The organism is Rickettsiella grylli, from assembly GCF_000168295.1.
GTDB lineage: Bacteria > Pseudomonadota > Gammaproteobacteria > Diplorickettsiales > Diplorickettsiaceae > Aquirickettsiella > Aquirickettsiella grylli.
In genome coordinates this window covers 364,402-379,278 of the sequence record NZ_AAQJ02000001.1, presented here as the reverse complement: position 1 = coordinate 379,278, position 14,877 = coordinate 364,402, and the positions used below count along the sequence as shown (strand labels likewise).

The 14,877-nt window shown below is 40.0% G+C and carries 12 protein-coding genes; 9 read left to right on the top strand and 3 right to left on the bottom strand.

Going from position 1 to position 14,877, the window contains the following annotated elements:
• The first annotated feature begins 181 nt into the window (after window positions 1-181).
• The 5 genes from RICGR_RS01675 (at window position 182) to clpA (ending at window position 6,361) form a co-directional block, all read left to right on the top strand.
• On the top strand, window positions 182-403 hold the full coding sequence (locus RICGR_RS01675; RefSeq protein WP_006034929.1) for a hypothetical protein: 222 nt from the start codon (window positions 182-184) through the stop codon (window positions 401-403).
• A 56-nt stretch (window positions 404-459) separates the two neighbouring features.
• Window positions 460-765, top strand: coding sequence for a hypothetical protein (locus tag RICGR_RS01670; protein ID WP_006035233.1), 306 nt, complete (start codon window positions 460-462; stop codon window positions 763-765).
• Window positions 766-947: 182 nt separating this feature from the next.
• Window positions 948-2,390, top strand: coding sequence for a hypothetical protein (locus RICGR_RS01665; protein ID WP_006035998.1), 1,443 nt, complete (start codon window positions 948-950; stop codon window positions 2,388-2,390).
• 98 nt (window positions 2,391-2,488) lie between these two features.
• Entirely contained in the window at window positions 2,489-3,778 is a 1,290-nt protein-coding gene (gene icd, locus RICGR_RS01660) for an NADP-dependent isocitrate dehydrogenase (RefSeq protein WP_006035200.1), read from the top strand.
• A gap of 270 nt (window positions 3,779-4,048) precedes the next feature.
• The gene (clpA, locus tag RICGR_RS01655; protein ID WP_006035026.1) at window positions 4,049-6,361 is read left to right on the top strand and encodes an ATP-dependent Clp protease ATP-binding subunit ClpA; all 2,313 of its coding nucleotides are present in this window, start codon (window positions 4,049-4,051) and stop codon (window positions 6,359-6,361) included.
• Here clpA and infA read toward each other — a convergent pair.
• The gene (infA, locus tag RICGR_RS01650) at window positions 6,348-6,596 is read right to left on the bottom strand and encodes a translation initiation factor IF-1 (RefSeq protein WP_006035963.1); all 249 of its coding nucleotides are present in this window, start codon (window positions 6,594-6,596) and stop codon (window positions 6,348-6,350) included. The genes clpA and infA overlap by 14 nt on opposite strands.
• Before the next feature lie 135 nt (window positions 6,597-6,731).
• Here infA and RICGR_RS01645 point away from each other — a divergent pair, with 135 nt between their 5' ends.
• Window positions 6,732-7,235, top strand: a complete 504-nt coding sequence (locus RICGR_RS01645) for a CinA family protein (RefSeq protein ID WP_006035851.1) — start codon at window positions 6,732-6,734, stop codon at window positions 7,233-7,235.
• A gap of 37 nt (window positions 7,236-7,272) precedes the next feature.
• Window positions 7,273-8,439, top strand: a complete 1,167-nt coding sequence (locus RICGR_RS01640) for a hypothetical protein (protein WP_006035948.1) — start codon at window positions 7,273-7,275, stop codon at window positions 8,437-8,439.
• On the opposite strand, the gene RICGR_RS01635 is transcribed toward RICGR_RS01640, so the two are convergent.
• Both RICGR_RS01635 and RICGR_RS01630 read right to left on the bottom strand, forming a co-directional pair.
• Complete coding sequence (locus RICGR_RS01635; RefSeq protein ID WP_006034983.1) at window positions 8,420-9,184, bottom strand: exodeoxyribonuclease III; 765 nt, start codon at window positions 9,182-9,184, stop codon at window positions 8,420-8,422. The genes RICGR_RS01640 and RICGR_RS01635 overlap by 20 nt on opposite strands.
• Before the next feature lie 7 nt (window positions 9,185-9,191).
• Entirely contained in the window at window positions 9,192-10,586 is a 1,395-nt protein-coding gene (locus RICGR_RS01630) for a phosphomannomutase/phosphoglucomutase (RefSeq protein WP_006034989.1), read from the bottom strand.
• Window positions 10,587-10,871: 285 nt separating this feature from the next.
• Here RICGR_RS01630 and RICGR_RS01625 point away from each other — a divergent pair, with 285 nt between their 5' ends.
• Entirely contained in the window at window positions 10,872-13,688 is a 2,817-nt protein-coding gene (locus RICGR_RS01625) for a ribonucleoside-diphosphate reductase subunit alpha (RefSeq protein WP_081441721.1), read from the top strand.
• Window positions 13,689-13,785: 97 nt separating this feature from the next.
• Entirely contained in the window at window positions 13,786-14,874 is a 1,089-nt protein-coding gene (locus RICGR_RS01620) for a ribonucleotide-diphosphate reductase subunit beta (RefSeq protein ID WP_006034783.1), read from the top strand.
• Window positions 14,875-14,877 lie beyond the last annotated feature (3 nt).

Genomic DNA, 14,877 nt, shown 5'->3' with positions numbered 1-14,877 from the left:
CCCTCCTCGGCTCATTGAGTCTTCCATAAGATAATTTCTCAGCCTATCCGTCGGAACGGATAGGCTTCGCCGCCTTATTTAAGTATAAATTAAGAAAAGCATTGTAATCTATATACTATATGAATGTCAGTATATGCTGATATCTCCTCCCATTCTATTTTCAAAATCTTCGGGATTAACCATGAAATCAGTCGACTTTATCGAACAAACACCCGCAACGAAAATAAACCTCAAAAAGCAACGCGGAAAAAATAAATCTCACTTAAAAAAACTAACCATTCATCTTCAACGATTACCTGATCTTAAAACCCAGTGGACCATCGTCAATAAGACCTCGTTATTTCCTACTAAAAACACACCCAAAGGACTGCCCTTGTTTATAACAATTATGCAATCACGTTAATCGAAAATTTATGCACGCCTCATCTATCCATTCCTCATGCGAAAGCGCGCGACCTTTTGATTCATGCGAAAGAACAATTTATAAAATCGGCCTACTGTTATACGCAGGCCGGTCTCCTCAAACAAAAAGGTAAAATCATCGAATGTATTAATCACATAACAGCCAGTTTAGAAAAATTAAGTCGTTTCGTGAATCCCAATGCGCAAGAAACAGCGCACGTGCAAACGCCTAAAAAATACACTTTTCGTAAAAAAAGTGAAATGAACAATCAAACACCTTATTATTTAACGCGCACTTTCTTTAAACGTTTATCTGTCGAAGAGACCCTTTCTACCACAAACACACTTGACTATTCCTATTAAATGACATAGAAATAGCAGACGATAAGCGTTGATGTTGTTTTATCGAAGTTATTTTTTGTAGATTGTATAAAACATTTTTCGAATCATCGAACACCTGGTTATTCGCTATCAGCTCATTCATTCTCATTAATTTCTATTATTTTTTGCTAAAACCCAGCATCTTTTTAGTGTTCCGACTGACTATGCCAAAGATCAGAAATACTCAACGTTTCAATAAGAAAAATCGTGATTCAGAAATCAGTTGTTATGCTCGATTAGAACATGATTTAATTCGCCAACGCGAAACGGCTCATAAACAGTATTATTTCACTTGCCTTAAATCTAAAAACAATCTTAATACCCATGACTTTTATTCGTGTAAAGAAAAATTTAGAAAAATAATGTCCCTTATTGAAAAAAAAGGGAATCCTACTCCATTAACCAATGAAATTTATTTTGAAGCCTGGACGTCACTGCTTTATTCCGATATTTATGCGTTAAGGTTTGATTACAACACTGAAGAACAATTCAATGCCTTAAATAAAAAAATTTTAGCCCTTGAAATTGATCTGAACCAATTACTCATTAAAAAAATAAATTTAGATTCCAATCAAACAAATAATGTTAAACAATTAAAACGTATCGATAACTTGCATCATTTTTTTCTATTTAATAAATTTAAATTAAAAGCAGCATGTTGTTATAAACTTTCGAAATTTTTTACAACGGTCCTCAATTTTGAAAAATCGATTTATTATCTTGAAAAGGCAACTCAGTTTTTTAACGAAGGTGCGAAAAGATCCATTCATCCTCATCAAAAAAAAGAATTTATAAAAATGGCGTGTAAAGCTAAAAAACGCACTCAACTTATTCAGCAACGATTATCAAAAAATCCCTATGGCGCATTGACCCCTCCTTTAAAACAATTAGTCATTTATCTGGAGAAAGTACCTCAATCATTAACCCAGTGGACCATTGTGAATAAGCGCTCGTTATTTCCTGCTAAAAACACGCCCAAAGCCATGAAACATTCTTCGCTCTACCCGAGCAAACGAAAAAGGGGATTAGGCCACCCCTTTCCGGGTCCTCACACAAAAAAAAGAGACGTTCATCCCGCTTCTCCGATATCCACCCCCTCCTGGGAAACCGAAGGTAAACACCTGATGAATCAATTCAGATTATTAAAAATAAACGATAATCTTGAGGGAATTTTAAAACCATTTCATCCCCGCGCATTAAACGAACGGACTGCCCTTGTTCATAACAATTATGCAATCACGTTAATCGAAGGTTTATGCACGCCTCATCCCTCCCGTTCTCATGCTACAAAGCGCGACGTTTTGATTCGCGCAAAAAAGCAATTTATACAATCGGCCTACTGTTATACGCAGGCCGGTCTCCTCAAACAAAAAGGTAAAATCATCGCATGTATTAATCACATAACGGCCAGTTTAGAAAAATTAAGTGGGTTCGTGAATCCCAATGCGCAAGAAACAGCGCACAGGTCCACACCTAAAAAATACACTTTTCGTAAAAAAAGTAAAATGAACAATCAAACACCTTATTATTTAACGCGCACTTTCTTTAAACGTTTATCTGTCGAAGAGACCCTTTCTACCACAAACACACTTGACTATTCCTATTAAATTAAAGGATAGAAATAGATTCGTTCAATCGCTTTAAATCATGTTAGAATTGCACAGAAATTTTTAGTCTTCCATTCAAAAAAAACGGAGTCCTTCGCATGACTTATCACGCTATTCAGATCCCACCTTTTGGCAAGGCAATCTCGGTAAACGCCGATTATTCTCTCAATGTACCCGAAGAACCCATTATTCCTTTCATTGAAGGGGATGGGATTGGAATCGATATCACGCCAGCGATGCAGTACGTTGTCAATGCCGCTATCAAAAAAGCGTATGGTGATAAACGTCGGATTGCGTGGATGGAAATCTATGCCGGTGATAAAGCCACTCGGATTTATGGCGATAACCAGTGCTTACCCGATGAAACGCTTGCTGCAATACGTCATTATGTCGTCTCTATCAAAGGTCCTTTAACGACACCGGTTGGTGGTGGTATTCGCTCTTTAAATGTTGCTTTGCGCCAACAATTGGATCTTTATGTGTGTTTACGGCCTATCCGTTATTTCAAAGGTGTACCGAGCCCATTACGTGAACCTGACAAAACCCATATGGTTATTTTCAGAGAAAATTCTGAAGATATTTACGCGGGCATTGAATGGCAAGCAGACAGTCAAGAAGCCAAAAAAATGATCGCTTTTTTACAACACGACATGGGCGTTAAAAAAATTCGTTTTCCTGCACAGTGTGGTATTGGCATTAAACCGGTGTCAAAAGAAGGTTCACAACGTTTAGTCAAGCGCGCCATTCAATATGCTATCGACCACGATCTTCCTTCAGTCACTTTAGTGCATAAAGGGAATATTATGAAATTTACTGAAGGTGCGTTTAAAGAGTGGGGCTATGCAGTCGCGAAAGAACAATTTGGCGCGAAACTGCTCAATGGAGGGCCTTGGATGCAATTAAAAAATCCAAAAACAGAAAAAGAGATTATCATTAAAGATTTCATCGCGGATGCTTTTTTACAACAGATTTTACTACGTCCTGAAGAATATAGCGTCATAGCGACCTTAAATCTAAACGGTGATTACATTTCAGATGCTTTAGCGGCCCAAGTGGGTGGCATCGGCATTGCGCCAGGTGCTAATTTGAGCGATAACGTTGCGATGTTTGAAGCCACACACGGCACAGCGCCTAAATATGCAGGCCAAAATAAGGTCAATCCAGGCTCGTTAATTCTATCTGCCGAAATGATGCTCCGTTATCTCGGTTGGAATGAAGCCGCGTGTCATATTATAACGGGCATGGAAGGCGCTATCCAATCCAAAACGGTCACCTATGATTTCGCCCGTTTAATGAACAATGCGAAAGAAGTGAGTTGTTCTGATTTCGCTCAATCTATTGTCGATCATATGTGTCACAAACAGTCCTTAACCGCGACAACTTTTTAAAAACCAATGTTCATAACACCCACGTTTAAGAGAGAGAAAACGCTCATTCTCTCTTAAATTGTTTGTCTTAAACCTTCACTTTTCAGTAAAAAATCATTATCCCCTTTAAAAAGGCTTAAAATTAAGCAAATTCGCAAATCCTTAAATTTAGACTAGGCTAAAAATAAAGGGAATTAATTTTTTCAACATGGACTACCCAGCAGATAAAACAACAGTGAAACTCATCTTCGGAGAAATCACGGATTTTAGAGATTAGACAGGAGGGCTACCATGTTTAGCAAAGAGCTTGAAGTCAGTTTAAATTCTATATTTAAACAAGCTCGTGAAAAACGTTATGAATATTTAACCGTTGAGCATCTATTATTAGCACTTTTAGATGAACCTTCAGCTGTTGCTGCACTAAAAGCCTGCGGAGCAAATTTAAATCGGCTTAAAAATGAGATTAGTAATTTTATTGCAGCGACCACGCCTTTGTTTCCTCAAACGGATCCGAATCTTGATATACAACCCACTTTAGGCTTTCAGCGCGTATTACAACGTGCGATTTTCCAAGTGCAATCGAGCGGAAAAACCCAAGTGCATGGCGTTAACATTTTAGCGGCTATCTTTGGCGAACAAGATAGTCAAGCGATTTATTTTTTACGTCGAGAAAATGTTACGCGTTCAGACGTGTCTAATTATATCTCACAAGGTTTACCTAAATTACAGGATCATTTAGAACCTAAATTAAATCAGTTTATGACGGAAGAAGAAATTACGGTAGAAGGCCCTGGAAATAGTCCATTAGAACTTTATGCAATTAATTTAAACAACAAAGCCCGTCTTGGAAAAATTGATCCGTTAATTGGTCGGGAAGAAGAACTCGCACGTGTTATTCAAATTCTTTGTCGTCGTAGAAAAAATAATCCTTTATTAGTCGGTGAAGCAGGCGTGGGAAAAACGGCTATTGTAGAAGGGTTGGCGAAAGCCATTATTGAAAAAAAAGTTCCTCAGGTATTGGCCAACAGCACGCTTTACTCTTTAGATCTTGGAAGTTTATTGGCCGGAACCAAATATCGAGGAGACTTTGAAAAACGATTTAAATCGTTACTCGCACAGCTTAAACAAGAACCTCAATCTGTTCTGTTCATTGATGAAATTCATGTGGTTATTGGTGCCGGTGCTGCGTCAGGTGGTGTTATGGACGCGTCTAATTTAATTAAGCCATTATTGACTACCGGTGAATTAAAATGTATCGGTGCAACAACTTACCAAGAGTATCGCAGCATTTTTGAAAAAGATCGGGCTTTAGCAAGACGTTTCCAAAAAATAGATGTTCCTGAACCTAATTTAGAAGAAACGATTGCCATTTTACGTGGACTGCGTGATAGATTGGAAGCACATCACCATGTCAAGTATCGTATGACGGCTTTACGAGCCAGTGTGGAACTTGCTTCGCGTTATTTACCCGATCGTTTCTTGCCGGATAAAGCCATTGATATCGTCGATGAAGCCGGTGCTTTTCAAGCCTTACGACCGAATAGTAAACGAAAACAAATTATTGGTATTCATGAAATCGAAGCCATTGTTGCGAAGATGGTACGCATTCCGACACGAAGTGTTTCCGCCTCCGATAAAAGCCGTTTGCGCCATTTAGAAACGAAATTAAAAGCACGCGTATTTGGTCAAGACAAAGCCATTAAAAACCTATGTGCTGCAATGAAATTAACCCGCTCTGGTCTACGAGAAACCAATAAAACCATCGGCTCCTTTCTTTTCGCAGGCCCCACGGGCGTGGGTAAAACAGAAGTAACACGTCAACTGGCCGAATTGATGGGAATCGAATTATTGCGCTTCGATATGTCTGAATATATGGAGAGACATAGCGTATCTCGTCTCATTGGTGCTCCTCCGGGCTATATTGGTTACGACCAAGGCGGTTTACTGACTGAAGCCGTAACAAAACATCCACATGCGGTTTTATTGTTGGATGAAATAGAAAAAGCGCATCCTGATATTTTTAACCTCTTATTGCAAGTGATGGATCACGGCAGTTTAACCGATACGAATGGTCGAAAAACCGACTTTAGTCATATTATTTTAGTCATGACCAGTAATGCGGGTGCAGAACAACTGAGTCGTCAAAAAATCGGTTTTATTCCTAATCTCAATCAAGCTGAAAATTCCGAAGCCATCAAACGGGTATTTTCACCTGAATTTCGTAATCGCTTAGATGCCACCATTTATTTTAACTATTTAAATGCCTCCATCGTTTCACAAGTGGTCGATAAATATTTGCATGAATTAGAAATACAACTCGAAAAGAAACATGTCACCTTGCAGGTAGACAAACCGGCCCGTATCTGGCTTGCGAAACATGGTTATGACAGAATGATGGGAGCACGCCCTATGATGCGTCTCATTCAAGAAAAAATTAAAAAACCCATTGCTGATGAATTGCTTTTTGGACGTTTAATACACGGCGGCCACTTAACATTACTTTGCAAGCATGACGAATTACAACTTCACATTTCTGAAAAAAGAAATGTGATCATGCCCCCCCAAAATAAAAACTTAACTCAAGCACCAATTAGTTCGGCTTAGATTTTTCTGGATCAGCGCCCTTACCACGGAAAATGATCCGACCTTTACTGAGATCATAGGGCGTAATTTCCACTTTCACCTTATCACCTGTGAGCACCCGAATATAACTTTTTCGCATTCGCCCAGAAATATGAGCATTAATAATATGTCCATTTTCCAACTCCACTTTAAATAGAGTATTCGGTAAAGTTTCTATAACTGTACCTTCCATCACTACTTGATCTTCTTTAGCCATAATCTACCTAAAAAACAATACATCCACGCATGAACATCGCTATGTTGCCGTAAAAATTATTATTTTACAATAACATTTTTTTTATCGAATCGGTATACTATGTTATAAATTGAAACGATGATAGGAAATTCGCTGATGGACCATTTATCCCATGTACATGATCATGCAAAAAAAATAGGTGATAAACTCCAACAACGCCATTTAAAATTAGTCACGTGTGAATCATGCACAGGCGGACAATTAGCGCAAACCATCACCAGTATCCCGGGGGCTTCTGCTTGGTTTGAATGCGGATGGGTGACCTATTCCCTTTTATCCAAACAACAACTCTTAGGAATTGATCCCGCGTTATTAAAACAATACGGCCCAGTGAGTGAAGAAACAGTACTTGCGATGGCAAAAGCCGCTTTAGCAAAAAGTGCAGCCCAATTGAGTATCGCGATTACAGGAATAGCAGGTCCTGAAGGCGGAACAAAAAAAAATCCGGTGGGTACGCTATGGATGGCGTGGGTAGGCAACACATTGAGCAAAACACACTGTCAACATTATTCCGGTGAACGACTTATTATTCGTTATAATGCAGTCGAGTTTGCCCTAAAAACATTACTCAATTTACTCAACGAGGGAGTTGGCTTTTAAACGAATCGCAGATTAAAGGATTGACTCGATCTTTTTTATGGATAATGACTATAAAAAAATTATTTCGTGCACGGTGGGATCAGATGCTTATTGGATGATATCTCCAACCGGGGATGGAAATTGCGGCCTATACGCATTTGCTTGCGCTTTAATTGACGCCATTACAACCCATAAACTGAGCTTAGACGCTGATCGCTTCAAACATTTCAAAACAACGTTACTGAACCATTTACCCTGCGGCAATCTTAAAGAATGCTTAGCGGATCCTTTGAGTAATTTTGAACAATTTAAGGCTTTTTTACTCCACAGGCCCGAATCCTATACACTTAAAAAATTAACACAGGAACTTTCGAATGCATTACGTCAAATTGGTTATGATGGCTACATTGAACTTTTAAAAAAAGAAATGAAAATCGATCACCTTGACGTCACTGATCAAACATTAAATCAAGATAAAATGCATATCGGCTTTGAAATTTTAGTTCCCTTAGCCGCTTATTTTAAGATCAATTTAGGTTTACTCGCCTATAACGCAAGTACACAACGATATTACTGGGCTTATTCTCCCGACACTACACAACCCGTCTTTTTACTCATCAATCTTAAAGCCCATTGGAACTACTTACTTCCGAAAAAACAAACACAGGGTTTAACCCAGTTTTTACCCGACCCGTCTATTTCGCCTTCGAAACGTATCCACGAAATAATTAAAAAATTGATTATCAAATCGACTTATCATGTCACGAAACTAAAATGGAGGATTCGGAATTTAAAACGACCGTTGTTTCGTGTTCATAAAGCCCCTCATCCTGAAACGAGTCAAAATTTAACTGCTTTTTACGAAAATTTATCCCTTGATCATCACCTACACATTGATGAATCAACAATCACCGTCGATGAATCTATGATCACCATCATGGAGACGCTCCATCATCTCGATTCCAACACATTTACGATACTTTTAAATAAACAAGCCTTAAAACCGATTGAAAAGGATCTGGTGACTACGCCCTATGTCACTCACCATCCAACTGATCCACTGGCAATCCATTTGCAAAATCATGCGGTGCTTCATTTTTTAAAAGAAAGTTATTCGCTCATTTTTAAGGAAAAATCGACACGTTTATCGCTATTTTTTAACTCCCACACAACCCATTCTTCGATAGAAAAAATACCAACTACTTCTAAAAATTGTAATCAATAATCAAAGGGGCATGATCTGAAAATCGTTGATCTTTATAAATCATAGCCGATTTAATTTTATTTTTGATCTCTTTTGAAACGATCTGATAATCAATTCGCCACCCCACATTATTTTCCCACGCGCGACCCCGATGAGACCACCAGGTATAGTGATCGGGTTGTGGGTTCAACGCTCGAAAAGCATCTACGTAACCGATAGGTCCCAATACCTGAGTCAACCACGCGCGCTCTTGAGGTAAAAATCCAGAATTTTTTTGATTGCACCGCCAATTTTTTAAATCAATGGGTTTGTGTGCAATATTCCAGTCTCCACAAATAATAAAGTCACCTGCTTGTTGACGTTGTTTTTTTAAAATAGGCAAATAAGAATCCAAAAATTGAAATTTAAGACGTTGACGAGATTCTCCGCTGCTGCCCGATGGCATATACAAAGAAGCAATGCTTAATTGAGAAAAATGAAGTTGAATATATCGACCTTCTTTATCCGCACAGGCCCAACCTAAACCTGTTGTGACATTGTTTGGTTTTAGTCGGCTATATATCGCCACGCCACTGTACCCTTTTTTTTCGGCATCAAAAAAATAGGCCTCATAGCCTTGAATAAAAACTGAATCATTGAGTTGATGTTTTTGCGCTTTCGTTTCCTGTAAGCAAACCACATCGGCATCTTGATGCTTCAACCACTCAAAAAACCCTTTTCGCGCGGCAGAGCGAATACCATTCACATTTAAAGAAATAATACGCATTTTTAGTTTAAAACGGTAATTTGAGTTCGGGATTTCTCGCCAATAACGCCGATCGGAATAAATCCTGAATACGTGTTAACGCCATGACGTTATCCGCTTCAAATCGAAGAATTAAATAAGGACTGGTATTCGACGCGCGAACCAAGCCCCAACCATCTCTAAACTCAGCGCGAATACCGTCTATTTTAATCAATGTTGCATCAGGAAAATTGACGTGTATTTGGAAATCCTGCATAAATGAAAATTTTTTATGTTCTGCAATGGCGACTTTTAATTCGGGCGTGTGAATACGATTCGGTAACTCCGCAAAGAGAGCACTGACACTTTTTTCAGTCTTTGCAAGAATTTCTAATAATCGAGCAGCCGTATATAACCCGTCATCAAAACCATACCAACGTTCTTTAAAAAAAATATGTCCGCTCATTTCGCCCGCTAATAATGCGCCTGTTTCTTCTAACTTCGCTTTCATAATGGAATGACCTGTTTTCCACATTAATGATCGGCCACCCTTTCTCGCAATGAGTTTTGCCAAATGACTGGTAGATTTAATATCATAAATAATAAGTGCGCCGGGATTACGCGATAAGACATCGGCCGCATACACCATCATTTGTCTATCGGGCCATATAATTTCACCGTGATTTGTCACCACACCCAATCGATCGCCATCACCATCTAAGGCAAGTCCGATATCGGCTTGATGTTCTTTTACACACGCAATCAGATCATTTAAATTTTCAGGAACGCTTGGATCGGGATGATGGTTGGGAAAATGACCATCCACCTCACAAAATAACTCAATCACCTCACACCCTAATCGACGCAATAATTCAGGGGCAACCACTGCACCCACGCCGTTTCCACAATCTAAGACCACACGTAAAGGCCTTGCTAAAGAAATGATTTGTGTAATTTGATTCAGATACGCTTCCGTAACGGATAGTTGTTGATACGATCCTTTTTCCTCCGACACAAAGCCACCTGCTTGAACACGTCGATAGAGCGCATCAATTGCATCGCCAGATAGGCTTTTCCCTGCTAAAACAATCTTTAAGCCATTATAATTGGATGGATTATGGCTTGCCGTTAACATCACTCCCGAGTGATATTGCAAATGCTTTGTTGCGAAATAAAGTACGGGACTTGGAACTTGGCCGATATCAATCACCTGGCAACCGCTATCTTGTAATCCGTGATGCAGCGCTTCTGCTAAAAGAGGGCCTGATAAACGTCCATCACGCGCTGTAATGATCGTCTTCTCGCCTTCTCGTTTCGCAACACTCGCTATCGCTTGACCCAGAATATAAATCGATTCTGGCGTTATCGATTCTCCAACAACACCGCGAATATCATAGGCTCGAAAAATAGTTTTGGGGATCGCTGTACAAGAAATAGGTTCCATATCACCTCTACTTTACTGAAATTTACTGAAAAATTAAAAAAATACCGGCCTTAAAAGAAAAAATTGAATGTTGACGTATAAAATTTGTTCCAACTCGACTAAAAATAGACGACCTCGATTCACCTGTTTTACCCAACTTACTCACAGCTTACTAAAGACATCTTCACTTCATATGGTGGTTGCATAATACATAAACCACATGATATTGTGTTATATCATTTCCGTAGGCATAATTCCTCACAACTTATTTAGGGAGCATCCATGAGCGGGCTTTCATCCGAACAAATGACTTCTTCTCTTCTGCTTAACAGCGCTGAGATTCTACTACCTGAAGAGGGATCAGAACAAGAGAACACATCAACCTGTACATTACAGGTCATCAAACGTAATGGTAAACTGGTTGATTACGATCCCAGTAAAATCAGAGTCGCTATTACAAAAGCCTTTCTCGCTGTAGAAGGTGGACAAGCGGCGTTATCAACGCGCATCCATGAACGCGTATCGCAACTCACGCAACAAATCACAACTATCCTACAACAACGTCATCCGCAGGGCGGGACATTATCGATTGAGACAATACAAGATCAAGTCGAGCTCGCGTTAATGCGGGTGGAAGCCCATCAAGTCGCGCGGGCTTATGTGCTTTATCGCGAAGAACGTCGAAAAATGCGTGCAGAAACGAAGCCACACTCTGAAATTCAATTACAAATAACCTTAACGGACGGTAGCCAACGTCCACTGGATCTCATTCAATTAAGTTTATTGATCACAGAAACCTGTAACGATTTAAAAGACGTTAAACATGAGCGCATCTTACAAGAAACCTTACGTAATCTCTATGATGGAATGCCTGCCGCTGACATTGACAAAGCGCTGATTATCAGCGCGCGATCACTCGTTGAACACGATCCACAGTATACCTATGCGACTGCACGCTTTTTATTACGCACCTTATATGCCGAAGCGCTCCATTTTCTTGAGCTACCCCTGCACACCCACCGTCATTCGGGTATCTATTCCCATTATTTTCAACACTATATTAAACGCGGTATCCAGTTAGAATTGCTGGATCCGCAATTACACACGTTTGATTTAGAACAATTAAGTCAGGCACTTCTTCCTGAACGTGATCAACAGTTTACTTATCTTGGGTTACAAACCCTCTATGACCGCTACTTTTTACACGCCGATCATATCCGCTTTGAATTGCCTCAAGCATTCTTTATGCGTGTTGCGATGGGACTTGCGCAACACGAGAGCAACAAAAATGATCGTGCAATTGAGTTTTATCATTTATTATCCTCCTTTGACTATATGGCCTCCACGCCAACATTATTTAATTCCGGGACACTGCGTCCACAGCTCTCCAGTTGCTTCTTAACCACGGTGACCGATGATCTCGACCACATTTACAGCGCCATAAAAGATAATGCCTTACTTTCAAAATTTGCAGGGGGTCTCGGTAATGACTGGACGCCCGTTCGTGCCATGGGTGCGCGCATTAAAGGCACGAATGGTAAATCGCTCGGCGTCGTCCCTTTTTTAAATGTCGCCAACGCTTCCGCTGTCGCCGTCAATCAAGGCGGTAAACGTAAAGGTGCCGTCTGTGCCTATTTAGAAACCTGGCATTTAGATATCGAAGAATTTCTCGAATTACGAAAAAATACCGGTGATGACAGACGTCGTACGCACGATATGAACACGGCAAATTGGGTCCCCGATTTATTTATGAAGCGGCTGATGAAAGGGGAAAACTGGACATTATTCTCACCGGATGAAACGCCTGATTTACATGATGCGTTTGGCTCAGCCTTTGAAGAAAAATATCAAGCCTATGAAGCGAAAGCGTTGCGCGGCGAAATTAAAAATTTCAAAACCATCCCTGCTGCGACGTTATGGCGAAAAATGCTAAGTTTGTTATTTGAAACGGGCCATCCTTGGATTACGTTTAAAGATCCCTGTAACTTACGTTCACCGCAACAGCATGTAGGCACCATTCATAGCTCCAATTTATGTACAGAAATTACGCTCAACACGTCTATTGACGAAATTGCCGTTTGTAATTTAGGCAGTATTAATCTTCCTCAGCACCTCACTGAATCGGGTGAAATTGAAAAAACAAAACTGCGTCAAACCATTCGCACGGCAATTCGCATGTTAGATAATGTCATTGATATCAATTATTATACGGTCCCTCAAGCACGTCGTTCTAATTTAAAGCATCGTCCTATCGGTCTCGGTCTGATGGGATTCCAAGATGCCTTATATCAGTTACGACTCCCTTATGCTTCAGACGCTGCCATTACTTTTGCCGATCAGACCATGGAATTGATAAGCTATTACGCGATAGAAGCGTCCAGTGATTTAGCTCATGAACGAGGCGCTTATGAAAGTTTTCCCGGCTCATTGTGGAGTCAGGGTGTTTTACCGCTCGATTCCATTGCACGATTACAAAAAGCCCGCGGGGAATTTCTCGATCAAGATCGAACGGCTCGTCTTGATTGGGATACATTACGAAAAAAAGTGATGCATGGCATGCGTCATTCAAATTGCATGGCCATTGCACCGACAGCGACTATTTCCAATATTTGTGGTGTATCGCAATCGATAGAGCCCACGTACCAAAATCTTTTTGTAAAATCGAATATGTCGGGTGAATTTACGATGATCAACCCCTATTTAATCAATGATCTAAAATTACTGGGATTATGGGACGCTGTGATGCTCAATGATCTTAAATATTATGACGGGAGCTTGCAAAAAATTGAACGGATTCCTGATCATTTAAAACAGCTGTACGCTACCGCTTTTGAAATTCCTGCACATTGGCTCGTAGAAGCCGGATCACGCCGTCAAAAATGGATTGACCAAAGTCAATCGTTAAATCTTTATATGGCGCACGCATCGGGCAAAAAGCTGGATGAACTTTATAAACAGGTTTGGTTAAAGGGGTTAAAAACAAGCTACTACTTACGGACAATGGGTGCAACACATACTGAAAAGGCGACGTTGGCGAAAAGTCATCTCAATTCAGTACACATGAACACCGTCGCAACTCCCGCGTGCTCGATAGTGGATCCGGATTGCGAATCTTGTCAATAAACAATCCTAAAATACAGAGCTGAATAATTAAGCGTAATATAATGTAGGAATACGGGAATACATCCTGTTATTCATTAACGATAGAGGATCTTAAAAGATGACTGCAACCACTGAACAAGCAATCGGTAGCGGCTTTACCGGTCTAGAAACACTTGAAGTAGGCGCCGCGCGTGTACACGTTGATGATAAAAAAATCATTAATTGTCGTGCGGATTTAAATCAATTAGTCCCTTTTAAATATAAATGGGCGTGGGAAAAATATTTAGCGGCCTGCGCGAATCATTGGATGCCACAAGAGATCAATATGTCCGCAGATATCGCTTTATGGCGCGACGCAAAAGGACTCCGCGAGGATGAACGACTCATTGTCGAGCGCAGTTTAGGTTTTTTCTCAACAGCCGATTCGCTGGTTGCCAACAATTTGGTTTTAGCCGTCTATCGCCATATTACAAACCCTGAATGTCGACAATACTTACTCCGGCAAGCCTTTGAAGAAGCTTTACATACCCATGCTTATCAATATGTCATCGAAAGCTTAGGGATGGACGAAGCACGGATTTTCAATATGTACCGTGAGCTCCCCACCGTTGCTAAAAAAACAGAATGGGCGCTTCCTTTTACGCAAAGTTTAGCCGATCCCAATTTCCGTACAGGCACTCCGGAAACTGATCAACGTTTATTGCGTGATTTAATTGCTTTTTATGTGGTCTTTGAAGGCATATTTTTCTATGTTGGTTTTTCACAAATTCTCAGTATGGGTCGGCAAAATAAAATGACGGGAACCGCCGAGCAGTTTCAATATATTTTACGTGATGAATCCATGCATTTGAATTTTGGTATCGATGTTATTAATCAGATCAAATTGGAAAACCCTCATCTATGGACACCTGAATTCAAACGTTATGTCATTAATCTCATTAAAGAAGGCGTTGATTTAGAATATCAGTATGCCTTAGATACACTACCACGCGGTATTCTTGGATTAAATGCAAACCTGATGTGGGATTATTTACGTTTCATTGGTAACCGACGTTTCACGCAAATCGGTTTGGCTGAGCAATATCCCGGTGTTAGCAACCCTCTACCTTGGATGAGTGAAATCATCGATCTCAAAAAGGAGAAAAATTTCTTTGAAACACGGGTCACCGAATATCAAACGGGCGGAAGCTTAAATTGGGATGATTAAACA

Coding starts and splice junctions, on each gene's coding strand:
- RICGR_RS01675 (WP_006034929.1), top strand. CDS start 182: ATGAAATCAGTCGACTTTATCGAACAAACACCCGCAACGAAAATAAAC.
- RICGR_RS01625 (WP_081441721.1), top strand. CDS start 10,872: ATGACTTCTTCTCTTCTGCTTAACAGCGCTGAGATTCTACTACCTGAA.
- RICGR_RS01620 (WP_006034783.1), top strand. CDS start 13,786: ATGACTGCAACCACTGAACAAGCAATCGGTAGCGGCTTTACCGGTCTA.
- infA (WP_006035963.1), bottom strand. CDS start 6,596: ATGGCTAAAGAAGATCAAGTAGTGATGGAAGGTACAGTTATAGAAACT.
- RICGR_RS01630 (WP_006034989.1), bottom strand. CDS start 10,586: ATGGAACCTATTTCTTGTACAGCGATCCCCAAAACTATTTTTCGAGCC.
- RICGR_RS01665 (WP_006035998.1), top strand. CDS start 948: ATGCCAAAGATCAGAAATACTCAACGTTTCAATAAGAAAAATCGTGAT.
- RICGR_RS01645 (WP_006035851.1), top strand. CDS start 6,732: ATGGACCATTTATCCCATGTACATGATCATGCAAAAAAAATAGGTGAT.
- RICGR_RS01640 (WP_006035948.1), top strand. CDS start 7,273: ATGGATAATGACTATAAAAAAATTATTTCGTGCACGGTGGGATCAGAT.
- clpA (WP_006035026.1), top strand. CDS start 4,049: ATGTTTAGCAAAGAGCTTGAAGTCAGTTTAAATTCTATATTTAAACAA.
- icd (WP_006035200.1), top strand. CDS start 2,489: ATGACTTATCACGCTATTCAGATCCCACCTTTTGGCAAGGCAATCTCG.
- RICGR_RS01635 (WP_006034983.1), bottom strand. CDS start 9,184: ATGCGTATTATTTCTTTAAATGTGAATGGTATTCGCTCTGCCGCGCGA.